We start from the raw sequence: 25,429 nt of genomic DNA on the forward strand, positions 1-25,429 counted from the left end.
TCCTTTTCCCTCCGAACAAGCCCCGACATGTTCAGACCTCTCTTCGTATTTATCGGCACGCGTTATACCCGTGCAAAGCGTCGCAATCATTTTGTGTCATTCATTTCCCTGACTTCGATGATCGGGCTCGCCCTTGGCGTGGTCGTGATGATCGTCGTGCTGTCGGTGATGAATGGCTTCGATCATGAGATGCGCACCCGCGTGCTGGGCATGGTGCCCCACGCGACCATTGAATCCACTGAGCCGATCAACGACTGGCAAAGCCTGGCCACCAAGGTTAAGCAGAACCCGCAGGTGACGGCGGTTGCGCCGTTCACCCAGATGCAGGGCCTGCTGACCAACAACGGTCAGGTCTCCAAGGTGTTGCTCAATGCCATTGACCCTGCGCTCGAGCGCAAGGTGTCGATCATCGACAACTTCATGAAGCAGGGCAAACTCGACGATTTGACGCCGGGCAGCTTCGGCATCGTCATCGGCGACAAGGCCGCGACCAAGCTGGGCGTCGGCATCGGTGACAAGGTCACCTTCGTCGCGCCAGAGGTCAGCGTGACCCCGGCCGGGATGTTCCCGCGCATGAAGCGCTTCACCGTGGTCGGCATTTTCCATGTCGGCGCCGGCGAGCTCGACGGCTACCTGGGCGTCACCAACCTGCAGGATCTGGCGAAGATGCACCGCTGGAAGCCTGATCAGGTGCAGGGCATCCGCCTGAAGTTCGACGATCTGTTCCAGGCGCCGCGTGTGGCATGGAACATCGCCCAGCAACTTGGCGAAGACCATTATTACGCTCGCGACTGGACGCGCACCCACGGCAATCTGTATCAGGCGATCCGCATGGAAAAAGCCATGATCGGCCTGCTGTTGCTGCTGATCGTCGCTGTTGCCGCGTTCAACATCATTTCCACATTGGTGATGGTGGTGAATGACAAGAAGGGCGACATCGCCATTCTGCGCACCTTGGGCGCAACGCCGGGCACGATCATGCGCACGTTCATGGTGCAAGGCACGGTGATCGGTGTAGTCGGCACGGCGATTGGCGCGGTGGTCGGGATTTTCGCGGCGCTCAATGTCAGCGCGGCGATCTCGGCACTGGAAGGGCTGATCGGCCACAAATTCCTTAATGCTGACGTGTATTTCATTGATTATCTTCCGTCGCAGGTGCAGAGCCAGGACGTAGTCATGGTCTGCGCGGCGGCGTTGGTTCTGAGTTTCCTCGCCACCCTGTATCCCGCCTGGCGTGCCGCGCGCACCCAGCCGGCGGAGGCGCTACGTTATGAGTGAGTCGGGCATGAGTGAACAAGCAATCTTGAGCTGCCGCAACCTGGGCAAATCCTACGAGGAAGGCCCGGAGTCGGTGGAAGTGCTGGGCGGTCTGCAACTGGAGTTGCACCCGGGTGAGCGTGTGGCGATTGTCGGCACCTCGGGTTCGGGCAAAAGTACGTTGCTCAACCTGCTCGGTGGACTGGATACGCCGACCAAGGGCAGCGTCTGGCTCGACGGCGAAGAACTGTCGGCGCTGAGCGAGAAGAAGCGCGGCCTGCTGCGCAACCGTGCACTCGGTTTCGTTTACCAGTTCCACCACTTGCTGCCGGAATTCACCGCGCTGGAAAACGTGTGCATGCCGCTGCTGATCGGCAAGACGCCAATCCCGGAAGCCCGTCAGCGCGCGACCGCTTTGCTGGAACGCGTCGGCCTCGGCCATCGTCTGGAGCACAAACCCTCGGAACTGTCAGGTGGTGAGCGTCAGCGTGTGGCGATTGCCCGTGCCTTGGTGAATAAGCCAGGCCTGGTGATGCTCGACGAGCCGACCGGCAACCTCGACTCCCACACCGCGCAGGGCATTCAGGATTTGATGCTGGAACTCAGCACCTCGATGCGCACCGCGTTTTTGGTGGTGACTCACGACATGAACCTCGCCCGCCAGATGGATCGCGTACTGCACCTGCAAGAAGGTCGCCTCACGCCTATCTGATTGGCTGAAACCCGACTCCTGCAAAGGCGTCGGGTCTTTTATTTTTATACGGTGCCCCAGCGAATGTTCAGACCGTTATCGATCTTTATCGGCACGCGCTATACCCGCGCCAAGCGCCGCAATCGCTTTGTTTCGTTCATTTCGATGACCTCGATGATCGGCCTCGCCCTCGGCGTGCTCGCAATGATCGTGGTGTTGTCGGTGATGAACGGCTTCCAGCGCGAAATGAGCTCGCGCATCCTCGGCATGGTGCCGCACGCGACCATCGTTGGCGTGAAGCCGATTGATGACTGGCAGCCAGTGGCCGCCGCAGCGATGAAAAATCCTGAAGTGACTGCCGCTGTGCCGTTCACCGAAATGGAAGGCATGCTCTCCTATAAAGGCATGATGCAACCGATCCAGATCAGCGGCGTCGATCCTGCGCAAGAAGGCAAGGTCTCGATCGTTGCCCAGCACATCGTGCAGGGCCGTCTCGATGCGTTGAAACCGGGCGAGTTCGGTGTGGTGATCGGTGAAATCACTGCGCGACGTTTTCGTCTCAACGTCGGCGACAAAATCACCCTGATCGTCCCGGAAGTCAGCACCGCGCCGGGTGGCATCACCCCGCGCATGCAACGGCTGAACGTGGTGGGTGTGTTCAAGGTTGGCGCTGAACTGGACGGCTCGATGGGCCTGATCCATGTCGCCGATGCCGCGACCATGCAGCACTGGGAACCGAATCAGGTACAGAGCGTGCGTCTGGCAGTCAAAGACCTGTACGCGGCGCCGAAAGTCTCCGCAGACATCGCCGCCAGTCTGGGCGCCGAGTTCAAGGCTGATGACTGGACGCACACTCAGGGCAGCCTGTTCAGTGCGATGAAGATGGAAAAAACCATGATCGGCCTGTTGCTGCTGATGATCGTCGCGGTGGCGGCGTTCAACATCATCGCGACGCTGATCATGGTGGTGAACGACAAGGGCGCGGACATCGCGATCCTGCGTACCATCGGCGCGACGCCCCGGCAGATCATGGCGATTTTCATGGTGCAGGGCACGGTGATCGGGATTGTCGGTACGATCATTGGCGGCGTGTTGGGCGTGATTGCGGCGTTGAATGTCAGTCAGATCGTCGGCTGGATCGAGCGAGTCAGTGGGCAGCACATCTTCAGTTCTGATGTGTACTTCGTCAGCAATCTGCCGTCGGAATTGCAGGGCGGGGACGTGCTGTTGATCTGCTCGGCGGGGTTCATCTTGAGCTTCCTGGCGACGGTGTACCCGGCGTGGCGAGCGGCGAAGATCGAGCCGGCTCACGCACTCAGATATTCGTAATCTGATACTCCGCTTTCGCGAGCAAGCCCGCTCCCACAGGGGATTTGTGAACGACACAGATCCAATGTGTGGCAGCTATCTCTCACACAGGATGAGTTGAATCACAGATACCTGATCAACAAAGATCCAATGTGGGAGCGGGCTTGCTCGCGAAGAGGCCGGAACTACTGGCCTCAATCCTTCTTGGGCAACTCAATCACAAACCGCGTCCACCCCGCCTCTGATTCGCAACGAATCTGCCCCCCATGCGCGCGGACAATCGATTGAGTAATCGCCAACCCCAACCCCGCATGCTCACTGCTGCCTTCCTGCCGCGCCGGATCGGCCCGATAAAACCGGTCAAACAGCCGTGGCAACAACTCCGCAGAAATCCCATCCCCAGTGTTTTCAACCGAAACCCGCACAGCACCCGGTAATTCAGCGATCCGCAAACTCACTGAGCCCGCCGCCGGGGTAAACCGCAACGCGTTATCCAGTAAATTCGACAAGGCCCGCCGCAACATATTGCGATCCCCCTCAATCCGCGCATTACCCTCACGCGTCAACGTCACCCCGGCGTCCTCCGCCAGCGGCGCAAAAAACTCCAGCAACACATCGGTCTCATCCGCCAATTCCAGCGGCTCACGCTTGGGCATCAGCAAACCGTGGTCAGCCTTGGCCAGGTACAACATGTCGTTGACCAGTTGCGCCATCCATTGCAGTTCTTCGAGGTTGCTGTGCAGCGCTTCGCGGTAGTCCTCGATCGGCCGGGGGCGGGTGAGGGTGACCTGAGTGTGAGTCAGCAGGTTCGACAGCGGCGTGCGCAGTTCATGGGCAATATCAGCCGAGAACGCCGAGAGTCGCTGAAACGAATCGTCGAGACGGCCGAGCATGGCGTTGAAACTGTGGGCCATTTCCGCAAGCTCTGGCGGCATTTGCGCTTCCGGCAGTCGGGCATTTAGCGATTGTGCAGAAATCCCACGCGCCACCGCACTCATGCGCCGCAATGGACGCAATCCGCTGCGCGCGGCCCACGCGCCGAGCAACGCCGTGGCCAGTGCCGAGAGGCCGACGGTCAGCCAGATCAAATGCTGCATGCGTTGCAGGAAGTGTTGGTGATGGGTGATGTCGAGCAACAGGCTCAAGTGCGGCGAATCGGACTTGTCCGGGTAGAGCGGGGCATTGAGCACGCGGTAATCGGTGCCGTCAGTGCTGATCGTTGACAGCCCGTTTTGCGGCGGCAAATCCTTGGGGATCTGCGTCGAACTGTCGTACCAGCGTTGGCCGTCAGCACCGGTGATGCGCAGCGACAAATCGGCCTGACGGCTGAGCTCATCCGCCAGTCGCGCTTCACGCTGAGCCGGCTGAACGTCCTGCAGCGCGCGGCGCAGACCAATCAGTTTGCCATCCAGTTGTTGCTGGTCGAGTTCGATAAAGTGCGCCTCGCTGGCGCGGTTGAACAGCACCCCGGCGAACAGCGAGACCACCGCGGTGCAGGCGGCGAATAACAATGCCAGGCGCGAACTCAGGGACAAACGGCGCATCAGACGCTGCGCTCTTCAAGCACGTAACCCATGCCGCGCACGGTGTGGATCAGTTTGTTGGGGAACTCGTCGTCGATTTTCAGACGCAAACGGCGGATCGCCACTTCGATGACGTTGGTGTCGCTGTCGAAATTCATGTCCCAGACCTGCGAGGCGATCAGCGATTTCGGCAGCACTTCGCCTTGGCGCCGCAGAAGCATTTCCAGCAGGGCGAACTCTTTGGCGGTCAGGTCGATGCGCTGGCCACTGCGTTCTACACGGCGGCGAATCAGATCCAGACGCAAGTCGGCGAGTTGCAGACTGGTTTCCTGTGGCGTGGCACTGCCACGACGCAACAGACTGCGCACCCGCGCCAGCAACTCGGAAAAGGCAAAGGGTTTGACCAGATAATCGTCAGCACCGAGCTCGAGGCCGTGAACCCTGTCCTCCACCGCGTCTTTAGCCGTGAGAAAAAGTACCGGTGTGTCCAGTTCGGCACTGCGCACCGCTTGCAGAATCTGCCAGCCACTGCGACCGGGCAGCATCACGTCGAGGATCAACAGCGCATAATCACCGCTCAATGCCAGTTGCTGACCGCTGTTGCCGTCGGCCACCAGTTCGGTATTAAAACCGGCCTCGGTCAGGCCCTGACGCAGGTATTGGCCGGTTTTCGCTTGGTCTTCGACGATCAACAGTTTCATGGGCGACTCGGGTTATTCGGGGATGATTCAGTGAAGGCTTTATACCGTGAGAGCACGCGGCGAGCGCCAACCTGACAAAGTTGTAATCTGCCTGTCAGGTTGATGCCAGTGCAGGGCAGCTAAAGTTTCCCACAGGCTGAACCTTATCTTGTTGGAGAACGACCATGTTTTTACGCCAATCCCTGGCCTTGTGTTTGTTGGCGTTGAGCTCGCCGGTATGGGCGGCTCCCGCGCACACTTACGACTTCGGCCAGCCAGCGCCCACCGCCAAAGCCACGCGCAGCGTTGAAGTGGTGCTGAACGACATGTCGTTCGACCCCAAGGCGATTCAGGTCAAGGCCGGTGAGACCGTTCGTTTTGTGCTGGTGAATAAAGGCCAGTTACTGCACGAATTCAACCTCGGTGACGCAGCGATGCATGCCAGACACCAGCAGGAAATGTTGCAGATGCAGCAAAGCGGCATGCTTACGCCTACCGGCATGAAAGAAATGTCCCACGACATGGCCGGTATGGATCACGCCGCGATGGGCCATGGCATGAAGCATGACGACCCGAACAGCGTGCTGGTTGAACCGGGTAAAACAGCGGAATTGACCTGGACGTTCAGCAAAGCCACGAGCCTGGAATTTGCCTGCAATATTCCGGGGCATTATCAGGCGGGGATGGTGGGTAAGTTGACTGTCAGTCAGTAACCACTCAAAGCCGCGCGCAAAGGCTGGTAGAATCCGCTGATTCTTCAGTCAGGTTTCCGCCATGCATCCCGCAGCCGAACATTCGCCGCTGGGCAAGTCCAGCGAATACATCGCCACTTACACGCCGTCCTTGTTGTTCCCGATTCCGCGCACTGCGAAGTGGGCGGAGCTGGGGCTGACCGCCGAGACCCTGCCTTATAAAGGTGTGGATTTCTGGAACTGCTTTGAGCTGTCGTGGTTGTTGCCGTCGGGCAAACCGGTGGTGGCGATTGCAGAGTTCAGCATTCCGGCGGATTCGCCGAATATCATCGAGTCGAAGTCGTTCAAGCTGTACTTGAACTCGTTGAATCAGACGCCGTTTGCTGACGTCGCCACGCTGGAAGCGACGCTGGTCAAGGATCTCTCGGCCGCTGCCGGGAAACCGGTGGGCGTGCGGGTGCGCAGTTTGAAAGACGTTGAAGCCGAAGGCGTTGTGGCGTTGCCGGGCGTGTGCATCGATGATCTGGATATCAGTGTCAGCAACTATGAGCATCCGCGCCCGGAGTTGCTGCGTTGCGATGAGTCGCGGATCGTCGAGGAGACTGTTTACAGTCATCTGCTCAAATCCAATTGCCCGGTGACCAGTCAGCCGGACTGGGGCACGGTGGTCGTGGAATATCGCGGCTCGGCGCTGGATCACGCGAGTTTGCTGGAGTACATCGTGAGTTTCCGTCAGCACTCGGACTTTCATGAGCAGTGTGTGGAGCGGATCTTTCTTGATCTGCAGCGACTGTTGAAGCCGGAGAAGCTGACGGTGTTTGCGCGGTATGTGCGTCGCGGTGGTCTGGACATCAACCCGTACCGCAGCACCGAAAGCGTACAACTGCCGAACGACCGGCTCGTGCGTCAATAATTACCCAATGTAGGAGTGAGCCTGCTCGCGATAGCGGTATAGCAGTCGACATCATCGTTGAATGTTAGTCAGCTATCGCGAGCAGGCTCACTCCTACAAGGGAATGCGTTGCCAAATTAGAAATGAAAAAGCCCTGCCGGTGATGGCAGGGCTTTTTTATGTATCAGGGGAAATCAGATCCCCATGCTACCCAGCGCATTGACGATATTGCGCAGGGTGCCGGCGATGGCCGGGTGCTCGACTTCGAAGCGCTCGACCGCCAAGTTCACGCCATCGGCGATGCTGGCGTCCTGAGTAGCGTTCTCCAATTGGATTTCAGACTCGATTTGCGCCATCAACACGCGCAGATCTTCACGTTCGGCTTCCGACAGTGGCGGATTCTGCTCCAGTTGCTCGCGCAGGGTTTCGAGCTGTTTTTGCAGTTCTTGGGCCGGCATTGGTGTTTTCCTTTTATCGAGAGGCACTGGCATTGACCGCAGCCGCGCGCCAAAGGTCTGTGGCTGACCTTTAGATTAATCCACTCTCGTTCAAACTGCATGATCCCGATCAGGGCTTTTCGCCTTTGAGGCGGCGCAGGCTAATGTCGGCGAGGCAGGTGTCGAGCTCGCCCAAGTGATCGATCACTGAATGCACGCCAAGCCCGAACAATTGCACCGTTGCTTTGCCCCGCAGTTGTTCGCGTTCTTTTTGCGTCAGCGCTTGCCATTCACTCGGCGCCAGACCGCACAGTGAACCGCAGGAGGCGAGGCCGATCGTCCACAATCCGGCATTCAGCCCGGCTTGCAGCAAACGAGGTTCGCCGCTGACCAGTACGCAGCCATCGAGCCGATCGACGTTGAGTCCCATCAGTGCTTGCCAGCAAGCATTCGGGGCGGGCCATGGATTGTTTGTTGCTGAATGTTGCGAAGGTTTGATCCACTCCGGTAAAGCGGCCGACAGCGGTTTCGCGAGGGCAGGGGGCAGCTCATCGATCCATGCGCAGGGGATTTTACGGCGCTGCAGGCTGAGCAGGCTATCGAGTGCGCCGGGAGTTGTTTCAGCGTGCTCCGGGTCGCTGCCGCCAAGCTGCCGCGCACGTGCGCCGAAATCCACCAGACAGCCACTGAGCCCGAACAGCACGGCGGTCAGGCTGGGTGTGGCGAGCGGTAAGGTTTCGGCCTGTGACATGGAAGCGTCCCTGAAATAGCGTAAAGGCTAGGGCGCGACAATGACAGTTGGATGACAGCAGTTACGGATATGAATGAGGGAAATTTCCTACATACAACTTGATGCCGGACTGCCCAAAATGCCGATTGCGCTTATACTAGCGTTCTTACGCGTGGCCTCAGCTGCCCGTGCCAGAATCAAATCCAAGGAGTTTTCTATGCGCTGGAGCAATCCTCTCGCTCAGCTTTGTGTATGCGCCAGTGTCATGCTGGTTCCGTTCGCCGCCAACGCTGCGACGGAAGAAGACCCTTGGGAAAGCGTTAACCGTCCAATCTTCCAGTTCAACGATTTCGTTGATACCTACGCGCTGAAGCCGTTGGCTCAGGGTTATCAGTTCGTGACGCCGCAGTTCGTCGAAGACGGCATCCACAACATGTTCCAGAACGTTGGCGACGTCACCAACCTGGCGAACAACATTCTGCAAGCCAAACCGGCTGCTGCTGGCGTGGATACGGCGCGTCTGATCTTCAACACCACTTTCGGTCTGCTCGGTTTCTTCGATGTCGGCACGAAAATGGGCCTGCACCGCAGCGACGAAGATTTCGGCCAGACCCTCGGTTACTGGGGCGTGAGCAGCGGCCCGTACGTGATGCTGCCGTTGATGGGCCCGAGCACCCTGCGTGACGCGCCGTCCAAGTACGTCGACAGCTTCACCGGCATGTATCGCTACATCGACGACGTACCGGCGCGTAACTCGATCTTCGGTCTGAACATCGTCGACACCCGCGCCAGCCTGCTGTCGAGCGAGAAGCTGATCAGCGGCGACAAGTACACGTTCATCCGCAACGCTTACCTGCAGAACCGCGAGTTCAAAGTTAAAGATGGTCAGGTTGAAGACGATTTTTAATCTCGACCTGTAGAAACAACAAGGCGACCCCGGGTCGCCTTTTTTGTGTGCGCTTATTTCATCTTCAGAATGGTCAGGCCGAGTTTCTGAGCGCCGCCGTCCCGGGCGCTGACCCAGACCACTTCGGTCTCGGCCTCAAGGCCAGTGAGCGCTGCATGGTCGGAGTCGATCCGCACGCTCAAACGGTCGCCGACCGCGAATTGTCTGGGCGCTTCGACCTGCATGCCACTGCTCGAGAGGTCGATGCACACCCCTGAAACCTCATCACCCTCATGAATCAACACGACATCGGCATCGACTCGCATGCGGATGAAATCGCGCTTTTCGCTGTAGTCCCGACCGGTTTGACTCATGCCTTCGTCCTTCCATTGGGTTACGGTTTGAGCTGTTCTTATAACTCCCAGTGATTTGACAAGTAAAGTCGTCAAGCGACCATCGGCGCATGCTTGAAACGCTCTGCGGATGGGAGTACCGTCTGCGCCTTAGAAGGGCACCTCTGAAGTAACCGCGTTTCGGCCAATGCTCGAAAGCGGTGCGACAGAGAGGCTAGAAAGCGAATCCAGTAGTCCGCGCAGGGTTGTTACCTTGCCCACTACGCCAACCTAATTCTGGCGCCGTTTGCCCACATGCCAAAAACCAGTGCCACGCTGCTGATAATCGATGATGACGAAGTAGTGCGCGCGAGCCTCGCGGCCTATTTGGAAGACAGTGGTTTCAGCGTCCTGCAGGCCAGCAACGGCCAACAGGGTCTCAAGGTATTCGAGCAAGAACAGCCCGATTTGGTTATCTGCGATCTGCGCATGCCGCAGATGGGCGGACTCGAATTCATTCGCCAGGTTACCGAGCGTTCGCCGCAGACGCCGATGATCGTGGTATCGGGTGCCGGCGTGATGAACGACGCGGTCGAGGCCTTGCGCCTGGGCGCGGCGGATTACCTGATCAAGCCTCTCGAAGATCTGGCCGTGCTCGAGCACTCCGTGCGCCGGGCCCTCGATCGTTCGCGTCTGCTGCTGGAAAACCAGCGCTACCGCGAGAAGCTGGAAAAGGCCAACCGTGAGCTCGCCGCCAGCCTGAACCTGCTCCAGGAAGACCAGAACGCCGGTCGCCAGGTGCAGATGAACATGCTGCCGGAAAGTCCGTGGAGCATCGACGAGTTCAAGTTTGCCCACCAGATCATCCCGTCGTTGTACCTGTCGGGTGATTTTGTCGACTATTTCCGCGTCGACGAGCGCCGGGTTGCGTTTTACCTGGCGGATGTTTCCGGGCATGGCGCCTCTTCAGCCTTCGTCACGGTGCTGTTGAAGTTCATGACCACGCGCCTGCTGTTCGAATCCAAGCGCAACGGCACATTGCCGGAATTCAAGCCTTCAGAAGTCCTTGGTCATATCAACCGGGGGCTGATCAGTTGTAAGCTGGGCAAACACGTCACAATGGTCGGTGGAGTCATCGACGAGGAGACCGGTTTGTTGACCTATAGCATCGGCGGTCATCTGCCTTTGCCAGTGTTGTACACGCCTGACAGTGTTCGTTATCTCGAAGGGCGCGGGTTGCCGGTGGGCCTCTTCAATGAAGCCACCTACGAAGACCACGTGCTTGAGCTGCCGCCGACGTTCAGCCTGACGCTGATGTCCGATGGCATTCTGGATCTGTTGCCAGAACCCACGCTCAAAGAAAAAGAAGCTGCTTTGCCCCAACGGGTGAAGTCGGCGGGCGGCAGCCTGGATGGTCTGCGGCAAGTGTTTGAATTGGCCACGCTAGGGGAGATGCCGGATGATATCGCCCTGTTGGTGTTGAGCAGGAATCTTTAATGAGTACCGGTAGAATCCAGTTCGCCGAGCAGGACGGCACCTTCGTCCTGAAATTCGTCGGTGAAGTTCGCCTGACCCTGTGTTCGGCGTTGGATGCGACTATTGAGAAAATCTTCACCGCGCTGAATTTCAACGCGATCGTGATCGATTTGACCGAAACCCGCAGCATCGACAGCACCACCTTGGGCTTGCTGGCCAAACTGTCGATCCTGTCGCGGCAAAAGGTCGGCCTGCTGCCGACTGTCGTGACCACCCACGATGACATCACCCGTCTGCTGCAATCGATGGGGTTTGAGCAGGTGTTCAACATCGTCAACCACCCGGTGCCATGCCCGGAGTGCCTGGACGACCTGCCAGATCAGGATCAGTCGGAAGAAGTGGTGCGGATCAAGGTGCTGGAAGCACACAAAATCCTCATGGGCCTGAACGATTCCAATCGCGAAGCGTTTCATGACCTGGTGAATGCTCTCGAAAGGCATTGATAGTTTGAGCTGAGGGTAGGGCGGCTGGCCCTATCGCGAGCAGGCTCACTCCTACAGGGTTCTTCATTAGCCACATAATCGCGATCACTCCACAGATCCCCTGTAGGAGTGAGCCTGCTCGCGATAGCTTCCGCAAGAACACCGAATATTTCCCAGCCATAAAAAAGGGCGAACCCTCACAGGTTCGCCCTTTTTGCATTTCAAACAATCAAATCACAGCTTGGCCTGCAACAGCGCCTCAAGCTTCTCCTGGTCGCGAGCAAACTGACGGATGCCTTCAGCCAGTTTCTCGGTGGCCATCGCGTCTTCGTTGGACAACCAGCGGAATTGCGCTTCGTTCAGGCTCTGACGGGCTTCACCGGCGTGGCCTGGGGCCAGTTTGCGCTCCAGCTTGCCGTTATCCGCTGCCAGTTTGTCGATCAGATCCGGGCTGATGGTCAGGCGGTCGCAACCGGCCAGTTGCTCGATCTGATTCAGGTTACGGAAGCTCGCGCCCATGACCACGGTCTTGTAGTCATTGGCTTTGTAGTAGTTGTAGATGCGCGTCACCGACTGTACGCCCGGATCATCGGCGCCGGTGTAGTCATTGCCGTTGGCCTTTTTGTACCAGTCGTAGATGCGGCCCACGAATGGCGAAATCAGGAACACGCCGGCGTCGGCGCAGGCTGCGGCCTGGGCGAAGGAGAACAGCAGGGTCAGGTTGGTCTGAATGCCTTCCTTTTCCAGCACTTCAGCGGCGCGGATGCCTTCCCAGGTCGAAGCGATCTTGATCAAGACGCGATCGCGGCCAATGCCAGCCTTGTCGTACAGCTCGATCAGGCGATGTGCGCGTTTCAGCACGGCGTCTTTGTCAAACGACAGGCGTGCATCCACTTCGGTGGAGATGCGGCCCGGGATCACTTTAAGAATTTCCTGACCTACCGCGACGCCAAAACGGTCGCTGGCCAGGCCGACATCGCCCTTGCAGTCGCTGACGCAAGCGTTCAGCAGCTCGGCGTAGCCGGAAATGGCCGCGGCTTTGAGCAGCAGGGAAGGGTTGGTGGTGGCGTCGACCGGTTTGACTCGGGCGATCGCTTCGAAGTCGCCAGTGTCGGCCACTACGGTGGTGAATTGTTTGAGTTGTTCCAGCTTGGAAGTCATGGGCGTGCTCTATCCTATGGGTCTGAAGACATTACCCGAGCGCTGACGGTCACTCAAGGGCGTGGACGTGTATCGATGGCCCCTGCGGCAACAACCTGAAAACGATTGTTTGAAAGGTGGGGCGGGCTATCGATGAATACGATGCCAAAACAGCGCACAGGTTCAAAGCAACCGACCTGCGTACAGATCGGTTGCGCACGGACTACTCAGCGTTCAACAAGGATTCAACCGACAATCGCGCCGGTTTCGGCTGACCGTCAGAGGTCAACAGGCCGAAGTTCTTCTCGCGATCGTTACTGCCGGACTCACTGTTCTTCCATTCATAGATAGACGTCAGCGGGATCTGCAGTTTTTTAACATCGCCAATAAAGGCGTTGATCTTGCTCGCCTGACCATCGGCGCCACCATTAGAGCTGAGCGCTGAGACACCCCACTCACTGATAACCCCCGGCAAATGGAAGTTCTGCTGAATGAATGCCTGCGCGCTGCTGATCTGCGCAGCAGTCATGCCATACGGGTGATACGACACCGCGCTCAGGCACTTCGGGTATTCGCTGACGATGCGATTCAGCGCCACGGTGGATGCGGAACCGGCGGTCGGCGGCCGCGCGAAGCCGTAACCCACCAGTGGCGTCGCCGGCGGCTTGCCCTGCAACGTCTTGCACACCGAACTCATGAACGGCACGAACGTCGTGTCGAGATTGCCCGTCGGCCAGTAGGTCGGCAGATCCGGCTCGTTCCACAGCTCAATCGCCACCAGTTGCGCGCTGTAGGACGTTTCCAGGCTTGTCACGGCATTGGCGAACGCTTCGCCCGCCGTCGCCAGTTCGCTGCCTGACGAGGCAGGCAACGGCTTGATCGCACGCACCGTCAACAGCACCGGCAACCCCGCCGATCGCGCTGCCGCGAAGGCAGCGCTGACCTGCTGTTGATAGGCCTTGGCGCTCAGGCTGTCGCTCCACACACCGAAGCGCACAAAACTGAACCCGGCCGCTTTGATCTGCGCGGCATCGGCGGCGGTGAAGTTCTGGATCTTCACCTGCACGCCGACGGTCTTGGCGGGGAGGTTAGGGAACAGCTCACTGGCGTGAACCTGACTGGTGGCGCCGAGCAGCGCCAACGTCAGCGCGCCAAGTTGTTGCAGAGGTGTCGATTTCATGTCTGCTCTCCCGAAGAGAAGTGACAACTACGAAGAATGATCTCTTTTCTCAATTTTCGAGTGAGGTGATGGCACTTAGTGCGCGAATGTTATTTTTTGTCGGAAAACAATCAGCCGAAAATCACAGTTATTTTTAGTCCGCTAATAGTGGTTGGGCGCCTTTAAAACGCTGTGGTACTTAATGCTCCAGTACTAACAGGGCGATTCTATTTCTGAGTGCAGAAAGATCCACAGGGTTCATTGCAATCCTTTGGCATGTTGGCCGTTTGACATTACCCGGGAAAGTAAAACCTTGTTCAGAAAGATCCTTGTTGTGTGCGTGGGCAATATTTGCCGCAGTCCGACGGCAGAACTGTTGCTGCGTAACGCGCTGGCCTCGTCAGCGATCACCGTCACCTCCGCAGGCCTTGCGGCGCGGGTCGGCGAGGGTGTCGAAGCGTCGGCGCGTCAGGTGCTCGAAGATCACGGCCACAGCGCCGAAACGTTCAAGGCTCGGCAACTGACATCAGACATCGTCAATGAATCAGACCTGATTCTGGTCATGGAAAAACAACACGTTAATCAAGTACTGAAGATTGCCGCGCATGCGCGGGGCAAAGTGTTTCTGCTTGGCAAGTGGCAGAGCGAGCGCGAAATACACGATCCGTATCGTCAAGGTAAAGCCGCTTTTATCCATGCGCATGCATTGATTGAAGATGCAGTTAGTTCATGGGCGCAGCGCCTCGGGCATTGACGAATATTCTTCAGAACAGTGAATGGTAAGAACAGACTTATGCAGTTACCGTCCGTAATCGGCACCCGTGACAATGATCAAGACAGCATTGATCTGCTCGGCATCTTTGGCAGCCTGATCGATCAGAAATGGTTGATTGGCGCGCTCACCGGCGCGTTTATGGTCACCGGCATTGCCTATGCGGTTTTGGCCACGCCGGTGTATTCGGCGAACGCGCTGGTGCAGGTCGAACCGAAAAAGAACGACATGCTCGGTTTCTCCGACCTCAACAGCATGCTCGGCGGCCAATCGCCGTCGGTGACCGAGATCGGCATCATCAAATCCCGCGCAGTGATCGGCAAAACCGTCGACGATCTGCGCCTCGACATCGACGTCAGCCCCAACACCTTTCCGCTCATCGGCGGCTTTCTCGCCCGGCGTTATCGCGGCGAAACCGACACCAGCGTCGCCGCGCCGCGTTTCGGCCTGAACAGCTACGCCTGGGGCGGTGAGCGGCTGGAGTTTGCCCGGCTCAATCTGCCAAAAGAACTGCTCGGCAAAAAACTCACGCTGATCGCTGGCGAACAACATCGTTTCCAGTTGCTCGATGACAACGACAACCTGCTGGCTGAGGGCGCGATGGGCGAAGCCTTTGCCCAGGATGGCGTGGAAGGCTTGATCACTCAATTGCAGGCCAATCCCGGCACGCGTTTCGAAGTGGTGCGCAACCCACGCATCGTGACGATTCAGGGTTATCAGGATGCACTGGATATCTCTGAACAAGGCAAAGAGTCGGGAATCATTCGTCTGGCCCTCGCCAGTGCCGACGCGCCTGAAGCGGTGAAGATTCTCAACAAGATTGCCTCGCTCTACGTCGAGCAAAACGTACGCCGTACCTCGGCGGAAGCGGCGCAGAGTCTGGCCTTCCTGCAAAGTCAGTTGCCGCAGGTCAAACGTGATCTGGCCAAGGCCAGCGATGCCCTCAACGCTTATCAGACCCACGGCAAAACCGTGAACATTTCCCTGGAAACGCAATCGGTGCTGGGTCAGTCCGTCGCGCTGGAAACGCGGATTTCCGAGCTGAAAATGCAGCAGGCGGAGATGGATCGCAAGTTCACCAAACAGCACCCGGCCTACCGCGCGTTGATGAGCCAGATCGGTGAATTGACCCAGCAGCAGAAGTCGCTGGAAGGCAAAGTCCAGGACTTGCCGGCCACCCAGCAAGAACTGCTCAACCTGACCCGCGATGTCGAAGTCGCCTCGCAGATCTACACGCAGTTGCTCAACAAATCCCAGGAGCTGGACATCGTTCGTGCCGGTGCGGTGGGCAACGTGCGTCTGGTCGATACGGCGGACGTCGACCTGACCAGCCCGGTCAAACCGAAGAAAGCCTTGATCGTGCTGATCGCGACATTCTTCGGCGCCTTCGTCGGTGTGGCGCTGGTGCTGCTGCGCAAATCCCTGAGCCGTGGGCTGGAAGGCCCCGAAGCCATCGAGCAACTCGGTTTGCCGGTGTACGCGTCGATTCCCTACAGCGCGCTGCAACAGGAAGAAGACAACAAAAAGGGCCGTGCCCGCGATGGTGTCGACAAACCGGCGTACCTGTTGGCGCTGCGCAATCCGACCGATCTGTCGATCGAGTCGATCCGCAGCCTGCGCACTTGCCTGCACTTCGCCGGGCTCGATTCGACCAACAACCGCATCATGATTTCCGGGCCGAGCCCGCAAGTCGGCAAAACCTTCGTCTCGTCCAACCTCGCCGCAGTCATGGCCTTGAGCGGTCAGCGCGTGGTGCTGATCGATGCAGACATGCGCAAAGGGCACCTGCACAAAACCCTCAACACGCCAATCAGCAACGGTTTGTCCGACCTGCTGGTGAAGCGCTGCAGCATCGATCAGGCGATCAACAAAGTTGAAGTCGACAACCTGCATTTCATCAGCCGTGGTCAGGTGCCACCGAATCCGTCCGAGCTGTTGATGCACGCGAACTTCCGCGAATTGCTCGCGCAACTCAGCGAGATGTACGACGTGGTGATCATCGATACGCCGCCGCTGCTGGCGGTGACCGATGCGGCGATTGTCGGCCGTGAAGCGGGCATCAGCCTGATCGTCACGCGCTTCGGGGTGAACCCGGCCAAAGAGATCGAGCTGACCATCCGCCGCTTCGCGCAGAACGGTATCGAGTTGAAAGGCGCGGTGTTCAACGGCGTCGAGAAGCGTGCCGCGAGCTACTACGGCAACGGCGGCTACGGCTATTACAACTACGAATACGCGTCCGACAAATCCTGAATTTTGGCGATTGTCCTTTCCTGTTTGAAGTGGGTGAGTTGTGAAAAAAATACTGCACGTGGCAGAGACGATCAAAGGTGGCGTCGCGACCGTTATTCGCACGATTTCGGCGTCGCCGGAAGGCGATGCGGCCGACTACGAGTTGGTGTATCTGGTGCCGGAGGATCAGGCCAAAGAACTGCACGGCATCGGTGCGCAACAGATCCGCACCTTCCCGCGCACCGGGCGCAATGTGCCGTCGTTGCTGCGTTTCGCCTGGCGTCTGACGCAAGTGCTGCTCAAGGAAAAACCCGATGTGGTGCATTTGCACAGCACCTTTTCCGGGGTGATTGGCCGCTGCGTCTGCGTGCTGTTGCGACCGTGGCGCAAGCCGAAAATCGTCTACTGCCCGCACGCGTTTTCGTTCCTGATGGAAAGCTCGCCGATCAAGCAGAAGGTCTATGCGTGGATCGAGCGCGTGCTGCAAAAGGTCACCGACGTGATCATTTGCGTCAGTCAGTACGAACTCGACAAAGCCGCGCGCTTCGGCATCGAGCGCAAACGCATGAAGCTGATCTACAACGGCATTCATCATAAGGACGACGCGCCGAAAGCCGCGAGTCCCGAGCCGATTCATCTGCTGTTTGTCGGCCGTCTCGATTACCAGAAAGGCTTCGACGTGCTGCTCAAGGCCTTCGCCAATGTGCAGCGCAATGACCTCAAACTGACGGTGGTCGGCAGCGCGGTCAACGAAGATTCGGTGGAGTGTCCGCCGATGGATTCGGTTGAATACCTGCCGTGGGTCACGCCGAGCGAAGTGCAGGCGCTGTACCAGAAAGCCGATGCGTTGATCGTCCCGAGTCGTTGGGAAGGCTTCGCCATGGTGCCGCTGGAAGGCATGGCCATGGGGCTGCCGGTGATCGCCAGCAATTGCACCTCGCTGCCTGAGCTGGTCACGCACGGCGTGTCGGGCTACGTGTTTCCGTCCGGTGATCACCAGGCGCTGGCCGATGTGCTGGCGCAAATCCAGAAGCCGCGCTTGCTCGATCTCGGCAGCGAAGGGCGCAGCATCGTCCGCGAGCGTTTCAGCGCCGCGTTGATGATTCGCCAGACCTACGACCTGTATCGCGCTCCCACTTTTTAAGTAGAACTCAAGCATATGAACGTAACGATTTTGCATGGCTACAGTGCGTCCAACTCCGGTGACGGCCTGCTCGTCGATCTGGCCATTGCCTTGGTGCAGCGCAACTTTGGCGACGACACCGCGATCAGCGTGGTCGCCTCCGATCCGGATTCTTTCAGCTATCTGCCGCACCCGCGTTTCGACGCGCCAGTGATGGCGGCCAAGGGTTTGGGCCGGGTCAAGCAAGCGGTGTTTCTCAATCAGTCCTACGCCGGGTTGGCGGATCTGTTGCAGAAAACCGATCTGATCGTCGGCGTTGGCGGCGGCTACATGCGCTCGAAAAGCGCTTTCGAACACATCAAGTTGAAGCTCGGTCACGCCAAGCAACTGGAAACCGCGATCCTCAGCAAAGTGCCGTCGGTGTACCTGCCGCAAAGCATCGGCCCGTTCCATGGCGAGAGCAGCAAAATCGTCGAGCATTACGCCAATGCCGATGCGGTGTTCGTGCGTGACAACCGTTCCTCGGCGATCTTCGACGCTTGCGAAAACGTCTACCGCGCGCCGGATCTGGCGGTGCAGTCGTTGGCGAGCAAGATCCTTCAGCAACCGAAATTCACCCGTTGCGCCGCATCGCCAGCCACGGTGTGCGTAGTGCTGCGCAAGCCGCCGGAGTGGAGCAAAGACAAGAAGGTCGCCTACGTCGCCAATCTGAAACTGCTGCTGCAACGCCTGAAGCAAAAAAGCAAAGTGGTCTGCGCCGTGCAGAGCGCTGTTCGCGGCAACGATGACGGTGCGTTCTATCGCGAGCTGGGCATCACTGAAGACCTGCTGTCGTTGAAGGCGACCATCGCCAAATATCAGCCGGATCTGGTGATCTCTGTGCGCCTGCACGGCGCGATCGAATCGCTGCTGTCCGGCGTGCCGGCGTACCACATCAGCTATGAGCGCAAAGGCTTCGGCGCCTATCAGGACATGGGCGTCGAGGACTGGGTGATCAATGGCGGTGACATCGATGTCGACACCATCATCAACACGGTTTACGCGCCAAATGCGCTGTCGAATTTCGGCCAGCGTCTGACCGATACCTGCCGTGAAATCGAAGCGAAAACCGTGGCCATGGACGAAATCATCAAGGGTGTCGTTCGATGATATTTCGGCTACTGCTTCGCGGCGGAGCTTTGGGCGCGAAGTTTTTGCTGGTGTTGGCGATCACCCATTACCTCGGTTATGAGGCGCTGGGTTTTTACGGTGTGGTGGTCGCCGCGTCGTTGATCGCCTCGAAGTTTTACAGCGTCGGTTTCAGTTCCGAGATCAATCGCTTGATCAGCGTCGGCGGCAGTTCGCGCCGCGTGGTCGACAAGGTTTTGCTGTTGTACCTGGCGGTGGGACTGGTGCTGTCGGTGGTGACGGTGCTGATTTATTCACTGTTCCAGACCGTTGAAGCGACGGCGACGCTGATCCTCTGCGTGACCCTGGTTTTGCTCACCGAGCACCTGTCGTTCGAGATCAACTCGTTCGTGTTTTCCGCACAAAAAGCCACGGCCGGCGCATTGCTTTTCTTCATCAAGACCGGTCTGTGGGCGGTGTTGGCGGTGGGCGGGATGATGCTCGGCTGGGTGTCGGGCATCGCCAGTGTGTTGTGGTTGTGGGTCGCGGCGAATGTGCTGGTGATTGTCGCCGGATACTTGATTGTGGTGAACGTGCACAAGGGCCGCGAGAGCTCGACGCTGGCAACGGGCGCGGTGTGGAAGGCCGGGTTGCCGTTCTACCTCGGCACCGGTTTGATCGCGCTGAGTCAGTACGCCGAGCGGTTCCTGATTATCGATCTGGAGCCGTACGCCAGCCTCGGTAAATATGTGTACGCGTGGTCGGCGGCGAACACCTTGCAAGCCTTGTCGTATGCGGTGGTCGCGGTGGTTGGCATTCCGGTGTTGGCCAAGCGGTTTCAGGCCGATCAGCAGGCGTTTACGGTCAAGCAGTTGTTCGTCAACAAATGGGTGATGCGTTCGCTGGTGGTGTCGGCGGCGGTGGCGGTGGCAATTTATCTGTTCTTCAACGTGGTGCTCGATTACGTCGCCACCAGCGTGCCGCGTCCGGACAATGCGATTCTTGGCGTGTTGATCTTTTCCTTCGCCTTGCGGGCGATTGGCGACATCGTCTGGGGCGGTTTGATTGCCTCGAAAAACAGCCGTGTATCGCTTGCCAGCGCGGCGATCTGCCTGCTGGTTTCGGTGCCGGTCAGCTACGTGTTGATCAAGCATTATTCGATTTATGGCGCAGCGTGGGGCAATGTCTTCGCGATCATCGTGCAGCTCGGCGTTATTGCCGTTTTTACGCGCGTGACCGCTGCGAAAAAGGCTGCCGTGTCATGGGCCTGAAGCTGCCGTGCATCGAGTTTCGCGGCAAGCGACTCGATTCGTATGTGTCGTTCCTGATTCTGTTCACCGGGTTGTTTTTGTCGGTGGCCATGCCGCTGCTGATTCCTCGCGATCCGGGGCCGGATGCGATGACCTTGTGGTCGTCCTACGCGCGCGCCGACAACTGCAACTTCTGGAATCCGTTCTCGCCGGATCGCTCGTCCTACGAGTGTTCGGCGTTCCTGCTGCGGCCCACCGGGATCAACCTGACCAATGCCTGGGCCTACGGCATGTTCTGCAATTTCTTCCTCACGGCGATTCCGGTGGTGGTGTTTCGGCGCATGCCGTTGGCGATCTTCGGCACCCTGTGTCTGTGGGGCATTGTCCGCTCGTTTTTCCTTGAGAACCTGACCAAGGAAATCATCGTGTCGGTGGCGGTGTTGAGCATTTTGCTCAGCTCGTTGACGCGCAAATATCGTGGCGGATTCTTTCTCTCAGCGGTGATCTACGGCGTGCTGATCCGCCCGTACTGGATTCTGTTTTCACTGTCGTGGGTCGGCGTCTGCGTGATGAAAAAGTACGTATCACGCACGACGTTCTTTCTGATGCTGTTTCTGTTCTACCTGGCAGTGGCCATGGCGATTCAGCTGGCGCTGGGCTTCCCGGTGTCGTCGATTCGCGCCAGCAATAACGAACTGCGCACGGCGGGCGAGGAGGGCTCGAAGTCGCTGATCGTCTCGTGGCTCACCGGCAGCGACTTCGTTTCGCAGGCGCTGGACTCGATGATCATCTTCTTCCGTTTGTCGTTCCCGGTGGAGCTGATTCTGCTGTCCGGGCCGGGGCAGGTGATCTTCGTGGCGTTGATGATCATGACCGCGCTGCTGCTGTTCAAAGTCATCACTTCGACCGATTACAAAGGCGCGCCGATCCAGACCAAACCCAAGGAACTGATCGCGATTCCGCTGGCTTTTCTGTTGGTGCAGGGTTTGTTCGAGCCGGACTTTGGCTCCTTCGCCCGGCACTTTTCGATGGTGGTGCCGGTGCTGTTCGTAGGGCTGGGCTTGATGCTGCGGGCGAACAAACCGGTGCAGGTTGAATCAAGAATTCTGAATTGAGGCAGGTGCTTTATGTCGAGCAAGAAAAAGTCCCTGGAGATTGAAACCCTGCGCGGTCTGGCGTGCCTGCTGCTGGTGCTTTACCACGTCATCGGGCCGTTGGGCGGCGGCTTGAAGATCGATATCGGCTCGCCGTTCCGGGTGATCGCCGACTCGATGGTGTACGTGCGCATGCCGCTGTTCACCTTTATTTCCGGGTACATCTATTCGATCTACAAAATCCGTGGCAACGACTTTTCCGCGTTCTTCAGCGGCAAAGTGCGGCGTTTGATCGTGCCGTTGTTTTGCGTCGGTGTGCCGTTTTCGGTGCTGCAAGCGGTGGGGCCGGGAGTGAACAAGGACGTCGGCGTGATCGACGCGTTGCTGTCGTTCTGGGTGCCGATCAACCACTTCTGGTTTTTGCAGGCGGTGTTCATCATTTTCATGTTCGTCGGGCTGCTGGAGTGGCGCGGGATGCTGCGCTCGGCGACGCGCTTGTATGGGTTGTTCGCGTTTGCGGTGCTGTTGTTTTTGCTGCCGCCGTTCAAGCTTGATGCGTTCGGGATTAACGGTGCGATTTACCTGCTGCCGTTTTTTGTTGCGGGAATGATCGGGCAGGAGAATGTCGAGGCGCTGAAGCAACGGTTCGCGATGATTGGGCCGGTGGTGTTTGTGCTGATTTCGCTGACGTTGCTGTATGTGGCGGCGCTGGATCGTGAGCTGATTGTTGATCGCCGTAGCTTGATCGGTTTGACGGTGGGGTGTGTGTCTTGCTTTGCGTTGTTGTCGAGTGGGATGCGCTCGAAGGCGTTGACGTGGTTGGGTGGGTATTCGTATGCGATTTTTCTGTTTCATGTGCTGTTCGCGGCGACGTCGCGGGTGCTGCTGGGGCGTTTGGGTGTGAAGGATGAGAGCTTGTTGTTGCTGGGTGGATTGACTGGTGGGCTGCTGGGGCCGGTGGTGTTGTCGATGGTGTTCAGCCGGTTTAATTTCACCTCGGTGCTGTTTCTTGGTGAGCGTGCGGCGGTGAAGAAACCTGTGGTGGTCGTTGCCCCGGTGGTGCCGGTTCAGAATAGCTAGAAGCTTCGCGAGCAGGCTCGCTCCCACAGTGGATATAGAGATCTCCTGTAGGAGCTGCGGCACGCTGCGATCTTTTGATCTTTAGAAGCAACAGCAAAAGATCGCAGCGTGCCGCAGCTCCTACAGGGGGATTTGGGTATGACGCCGATCCAGTGTGGGAGCGGGCTTGCTCGCGAAGGGGCCCTTACGGACGGAAGGAAATTTTGCATGTTGGCAGTGAATGACGCTCAACCCGTTGCAGCGTCGGTGGTTGAGGTGGGTGATGCGCGTGAGCGGTTTGCCCAGTGGCGTGAAGGCAAGGCCGGCAAGGTGTTGTCGGTCTCGGTGATCGGCGACAGTTACAGCGCCGGGCAGGATTTCTATCTGAACAAACTGGTGCAGCGCGTGGCCGGGGAGGTAGGTTTTGCCGGGCCCGGCTATATCGGCTTCAACCATGGCGCCGCGCTCGGCGGCACGCATTTCAAATACACCCGCAGCAGTGAAAAATACTTCGGCGGGGACTGGACGGTTTCAGGTCTGGGCCAGGCGAGTCCGGACAGCCGCACGGTGAAGGGCCGGCCAGGTGCATGGCTGCAAGTCGACGCCAGCCCGACACCGGCGATCAACACCGCCGTCACTCAGGCTAAATTGTTTTACCTGGGCAATGGCGAACCTGTCGAGATCCGCTATCGCTGGTCACCCTCAGAAGATTGGCAGCCGATGACGTTGGCAGGTTCTGGCGTTCAGGAAGCAACCCTCTCGGGTCTTCCGGCAGCAGCGGACTGGTCATTCAAACTGGAAGTCGTGAAAGGCGCGCCAACCCTGTTTGGACTGTGGATGAGCAACGATCAGAACGGCGTGCGCGTCTCGAAACTCGCAGCGTCCGGCGCTGCATCCTCTGACTTCTATCACAACGATGCGCAATGGCAGACCCAGTGGAAAGCCGCTGTGTCGAAGATCCCTGCCGATGTTTATCTGATCATGCTGGGTGGCAATGATCAGGGCTTTGGCGTGAAACCCGCGCAGTATCTGCAGAACGTTCAAGGTCTGGTGGGCATGCTTCGCGAGATTCAACCGGCGGCGAGTATCAACCTGATCATGCGTCAGGACACCACGCGTTCGAGCGCTTATCCGATGTCGGCGTATGCGCAGGTGCTTGAGCCTTGGGCGCGGGAGCAGGGTTTCGGTTACGCCAATCTGCAATGCGCGTTTGGCCCGGACGTGAAGCGCTACGCTGCTGCGATGATCGGCCCGGACAAGATTCATCCGCTGCCGGCAACGGGCGGGAAGGTGATTGCAGATTACTTCTACGGCTGGATCACTGGCGCCAACAATCGCTGCGATGCCCCAAAATGATCGTTCCCACGCTCCGCGTGGGAATGCCGCCCGGGACGCTCCGCGTTCCTTCGCTGGGTGACGCAGAGCGTCACAGGATGCATTCCCACGCAGAGCGTGGGAACGATCAGGTCAGTCTTGCGTGAAGGCGTCGACTTGTTCGAGCAATTCCGCAAGCTTCTGCGGCATCAGCCGCGCATCACAACGGGTTTCCACGTTGATGATGATCGCCGGGTCGTTGCAGCAAATCCGCACGCGGAAGCGCCAGTCGCTGAAGATCACTTTCAGCCCATCACTGTCATCCATCTCCAGCGCCTGCTCGCCATAGCGCTTTTTCAAATGCGCGAGCAGCGGATACGGATCGCGCAGCGGCCGGCGGATATCCCCGGACGCCGGGAACACGCCAATGCGCTCCACCAGCAAAATCGTGCCCAGCCAGGTTTCGTTGGCGCTGGGCAATGGCTGATGGCGTGACAGCCAACTCATCACTCCGAGGTTGCCCACCTCGCGTTCAATCTCTACGGAATGTTGTGCAATGTTCATGGTGGCCTGCCTGAAATGAAAAGGAGGGAGCCGTCTCAGCGGCCCTTGAGGTAGACGTTTTCGTAGCAGAAATTGGTCGCCTGCAAGTAACCCTCGGCGTCGCCGCAGTCGAAGCGCAGGCCCTTGAATTTGTAAGCCAGCACGCAGCCGTTTTGCGCCTGTTTCATCAGCGCGTCGGTGATCTGGATTTCGCCGCCCTTGCCCGGTTCGGTGTCGGCGATCAGGTCGAAAATATCCGGCGTGAGGATGTAGCGACCGATGATCGCCAGGTTCGACGGTGCGTCTTGCGGCGCCGGTTTTTCCACCATGTTGTTGACGCGGTAGATGCCGTCGGAAATCAGCTCGCCGGCGATGACGCCGTACTTGTGGGTCTGGTCGGCCGGGACTTCCTGAATCGCGACGATCGAGCAGCGGAATTTCTTGTACAGCTGAATCATCTGCGTCAGCACGCCGTCGCCTTCAAGGTTCAGGCACAGGTCGTCGGCCAGTACCACGGCGAATGGCTCGTCGCCAATCAACGGACGGCCGCTGAGGATCGCGTGGCCGAGGCCCTTCATTTCCACCTGACGGGTGTAGGAGAAGGTGCAGGTGTCGATCAGCTCGCGAGTGCCGGCCAGAAACTTCTCTTTTTCGGTGCCGCGAATCTGGTGTTCGAGTTCGTAGCTGATGTCGAAATGGTCTTCCAGCGCACGCTTGCCCCGGCCGGTGACGATGGCCATGTGTTGCAGGCCGGCGTCCCGTGCTTCTTCAACGGCGTATTCGATCAACGGCTTGTTGACGATCGGCAGCATCTCTTTCGGCATGGCTTTGGTGGCCGGCAAGAAACGCGTGCCGTAGCCGGCAGCGGGGAACAAACATTTACGAATCATAAAAGTATCCTGGACAGTCATGGAACACAGGCGACGCATGCAGGCCATAACTTCGGTCTGCAAGTTTCAATGATGATTGAAGGCTTACTTTAATACCTGAGTCAGGTTATTAATGGCAATTGTTCATGAGGATAAAACCCGACAATGTTATGAGATGTCGGTGAGTGCGTGATTAGTTATTTTTAGTCGGTATCTGTTGATAGTGATTCGTGCACTTGCAGTGCTAATAAGTAGCGGGCAATACAGTGTGACCTGCAAAAATATTTATTGCCAGTCATTGAACTAGTTTTGTTTTCGGTTGTTGTCGTTCGTTTGTGTGGATTGCGACACATATCCATGCAGTCGGGCTTGACACGCTACTTG

Annotated in this window: 25 protein-coding genes; 16 read left to right on the top strand and 9 right to left on the bottom strand. The window is 58.2% G+C overall.

All coding sequences use genetic code 11. The features are described from left to right. Positions 1–27: 27 nt before the first annotated feature. The 3 genes from ACZZ0D_RS05980 (at position 28) to ACZZ0D_RS05990 (ending at position 3,277) form a co-directional block, all read left to right on the top strand. A complete protein-coding gene (locus ACZZ0D_RS05980) occupies positions 28–1,278 on the top strand; it encodes a lipoprotein-releasing ABC transporter permease subunit (protein ID WP_053122066.1) in 1,251 nt (416 codons plus the stop codon). Further along, on the top strand, positions 1,271–1,969 hold the full coding sequence (gene lolD / locus ACZZ0D_RS05985) for a lipoprotein-releasing ABC transporter ATP-binding protein LolD (RefSeq protein ID WP_463552675.1): 699 nt from the start codon (positions 1,271–1,273) through the stop codon (positions 1,967–1,969). Before ACZZ0D_RS05980 ends, lolD begins: the two co-directional genes overlap by 8 nt. Positions 1,970–2,032: 63 nt before the next feature. After that, positions 2,033–3,277, top strand: a complete 1,245-nt coding sequence (locus ACZZ0D_RS05990; protein WP_053122062.1) for a lipoprotein-releasing ABC transporter permease subunit — start codon at positions 2,033–2,035, stop codon at positions 3,275–3,277. 173 nt (positions 3,278–3,450) lie between these two features. Here ACZZ0D_RS05990 and ACZZ0D_RS05995 read toward each other — a convergent pair whose 3' ends face one another. Beyond that, entirely contained in the window at positions 3,451–4,800 is a 1,350-nt protein-coding gene (locus tag ACZZ0D_RS05995; RefSeq protein WP_463552676.1) for a heavy metal sensor histidine kinase, read from the bottom strand. Next, positions 4,800–5,480, bottom strand: coding sequence for a heavy metal response regulator transcription factor (locus ACZZ0D_RS06000; protein WP_463552677.1), 681 nt, complete (start codon positions 5,478–5,480; stop codon positions 4,800–4,802). Before ACZZ0D_RS06000 ends, ACZZ0D_RS05995 begins: the two co-directional genes overlap by 1 nt. 164 nt (positions 5,481–5,644) lie before the next feature. Here ACZZ0D_RS06000 and copI point away from each other — a divergent pair, with 164 nt between their 5' ends. Together copI and queF are read left to right on the top strand one after the other, a co-directional pair. Next, complete coding sequence (copI, locus tag ACZZ0D_RS06005; protein ID WP_463552678.1) at positions 5,645–6,172, top strand: copper-resistant cuproprotein CopI; 528 nt, start codon at positions 5,645–5,647, stop codon at positions 6,170–6,172. Positions 6,173–6,233: 61 nt separating this feature from the next. Further along, positions 6,234–7,064 carry an NADPH-dependent 7-cyano-7-deazaguanine reductase QueF gene (gene queF / locus ACZZ0D_RS06010; RefSeq protein ID WP_159814267.1) on the top strand — a complete coding sequence of 277 codons (831 nt, stop codon included), beginning with the start codon at positions 6,234–6,236 and terminating at the stop codon, positions 7,062–7,064. A gap of 173 nt (positions 7,065–7,237) precedes the next feature. On the opposite strand, the gene ACZZ0D_RS06015 is transcribed toward queF, so the two are convergent. Beyond that, on the bottom strand, positions 7,238–7,501 hold the full coding sequence (locus tag ACZZ0D_RS06015; protein WP_053122053.1) for a DUF4404 family protein: 264 nt from the start codon (positions 7,499–7,501) through the stop codon (positions 7,238–7,240). Between the two features lie 109 nt (positions 7,502–7,610). Further along, entirely contained in the window at positions 7,611–8,231 is a 621-nt protein-coding gene (locus ACZZ0D_RS06020; RefSeq protein ID WP_212545638.1) for an HAD family phosphatase, read from the bottom strand. Between the two features lie 196 nt (positions 8,232–8,427). Here ACZZ0D_RS06020 and ACZZ0D_RS06025 point away from each other — a divergent pair, with 196 nt between their 5' ends. After that, positions 8,428–9,117: an MlaA family lipoprotein gene (locus ACZZ0D_RS06025; protein WP_053122049.1), complete on the top strand. Its 690-nt coding sequence runs from the start codon at positions 8,428–8,430 to the stop codon at positions 9,115–9,117. A 53-nt stretch (positions 9,118–9,170) separates the two neighbouring features. On the opposite strand, the gene ACZZ0D_RS06030 is transcribed toward ACZZ0D_RS06025, so the two are convergent. Next, positions 9,171–9,470, bottom strand: a complete 300-nt coding sequence (locus tag ACZZ0D_RS06030; RefSeq protein WP_463552679.1) for a PilZ domain-containing protein — start codon at positions 9,468–9,470, stop codon at positions 9,171–9,173. 273 nt (positions 9,471–9,743) lie between these two features. Here ACZZ0D_RS06030 and rssB point away from each other — a divergent pair, with 273 nt between their 5' ends. Beyond that, entirely contained in the window at positions 9,744–10,925 is a 1,182-nt protein-coding gene (gene rssB, locus ACZZ0D_RS06035) for a two-component system response regulator RssB (RefSeq protein ID WP_053122045.1), read from the top strand. Then, positions 10,925–11,407, top strand: coding sequence for an anti-sigma factor antagonist RssC (gene rssC, locus ACZZ0D_RS06040; protein ID WP_042560140.1), 483 nt, complete (start codon positions 10,925–10,927; stop codon positions 11,405–11,407). Before rssB ends, rssC begins: the two co-directional genes overlap by 1 nt. 213 nt (positions 11,408–11,620) lie before the next feature. On the opposite strand, the gene tal is transcribed toward rssC, so the two are convergent. Both tal and ACZZ0D_RS06050 read right to left on the bottom strand, forming a co-directional pair. Continuing rightward, entirely contained in the window at positions 11,621–12,547 is a 927-nt protein-coding gene (gene tal, locus ACZZ0D_RS06045; protein ID WP_053122043.1) for a transaldolase, read from the bottom strand. A gap of 202 nt (positions 12,548–12,749) precedes the next feature. After that, on the bottom strand, positions 12,750–13,706 hold the full coding sequence (locus ACZZ0D_RS06050; protein WP_463552681.1) for a glycosyl hydrolase family 5: 957 nt from the start codon (positions 13,704–13,706) through the stop codon (positions 12,750–12,752). A gap of 292 nt (positions 13,707–13,998) precedes the next feature. On the opposite strand from ACZZ0D_RS06050, the gene ACZZ0D_RS06055 reads away from it, so the two are divergent. The 8 genes from ACZZ0D_RS06055 (at position 13,999) to ACZZ0D_RS06090 (ending at position 23,675) form a co-directional block, all read left to right on the top strand. Continuing rightward, positions 13,999–14,439, top strand: a complete 441-nt coding sequence (locus ACZZ0D_RS06055) for a low molecular weight protein-tyrosine-phosphatase (protein ID WP_053122039.1) — start codon at positions 13,999–14,001, stop codon at positions 14,437–14,439. Positions 14,440–14,478: 39 nt separating this feature from the next. Beyond that, a complete protein-coding gene (locus ACZZ0D_RS06060; RefSeq protein ID WP_053122037.1) occupies positions 14,479–16,707 on the top strand; it encodes a polysaccharide biosynthesis tyrosine autokinase in 2,229 nt (742 codons plus the stop codon). Between the two features lie 40 nt (positions 16,708–16,747). Continuing rightward, positions 16,748–17,830, top strand: a complete 1,083-nt coding sequence (locus ACZZ0D_RS06065) for a glycosyltransferase family 4 protein (RefSeq protein ID WP_053122031.1) — start codon at positions 16,748–16,750, stop codon at positions 17,828–17,830. Between the two features lie 15 nt (positions 17,831–17,845). Next, the gene (locus ACZZ0D_RS06070; RefSeq protein WP_212551155.1) at positions 17,846–18,958 is read left to right on the top strand and encodes a polysaccharide pyruvyl transferase family protein; all 1,113 of its coding nucleotides are present in this window, start codon (positions 17,846–17,848) and stop codon (positions 18,956–18,958) included. Next, entirely contained in the window at positions 18,955–20,187 is a 1,233-nt protein-coding gene (locus tag ACZZ0D_RS06075; protein ID WP_463552682.1) for an MATE family efflux transporter, read from the top strand. Before ACZZ0D_RS06070 ends, ACZZ0D_RS06075 begins: the two co-directional genes overlap by 4 nt. Beyond that, positions 20,178–21,281 carry a hypothetical protein gene (locus ACZZ0D_RS06080; RefSeq protein ID WP_053122025.1) on the top strand — a complete coding sequence of 368 codons (1,104 nt, stop codon included), beginning with the start codon at positions 20,178–20,180 and terminating at the stop codon, positions 21,279–21,281. The genes ACZZ0D_RS06075 and ACZZ0D_RS06080 overlap by 10 nt, the downstream gene beginning before the upstream one ends. A gap of 12 nt (positions 21,282–21,293) precedes the next feature. Further along, positions 21,294–22,340, top strand: a complete 1,047-nt coding sequence (locus tag ACZZ0D_RS06085) for an acyltransferase family protein (protein ID WP_463552683.1) — start codon at positions 21,294–21,296, stop codon at positions 22,338–22,340. 207 nt (positions 22,341–22,547) lie between these two features. Continuing rightward, positions 22,548–23,675, top strand: coding sequence for an SGNH/GDSL hydrolase family protein (locus tag ACZZ0D_RS06090; protein ID WP_463552684.1), 1,128 nt, complete (start codon positions 22,548–22,550; stop codon positions 23,673–23,675). A 111-nt stretch (positions 23,676–23,786) separates the two neighbouring features. Here the strand turns inward: ACZZ0D_RS06090 and ACZZ0D_RS06095 are convergent, their stop codons facing one another. Both ACZZ0D_RS06095 and galU read right to left on the bottom strand, forming a co-directional pair. Continuing rightward, complete coding sequence (locus ACZZ0D_RS06095; RefSeq protein ID WP_053122019.1) at positions 23,787–24,197, bottom strand: mannose-1-phosphate guanylyltransferase; 411 nt, start codon at positions 24,195–24,197, stop codon at positions 23,787–23,789. A 35-nt stretch (positions 24,198–24,232) separates the two neighbouring features. Beyond that, complete coding sequence (galU, locus tag ACZZ0D_RS06100) at positions 24,233–25,066, bottom strand: UTP--glucose-1-phosphate uridylyltransferase GalU (RefSeq protein WP_158955768.1); 834 nt, start codon at positions 25,064–25,066, stop codon at positions 24,233–24,235. Positions 25,067–25,429: the final 363 nt, after the last annotated feature.

It is taken from the genome of Pseudomonas sp. AC193 (genome assembly GCF_979258075.1).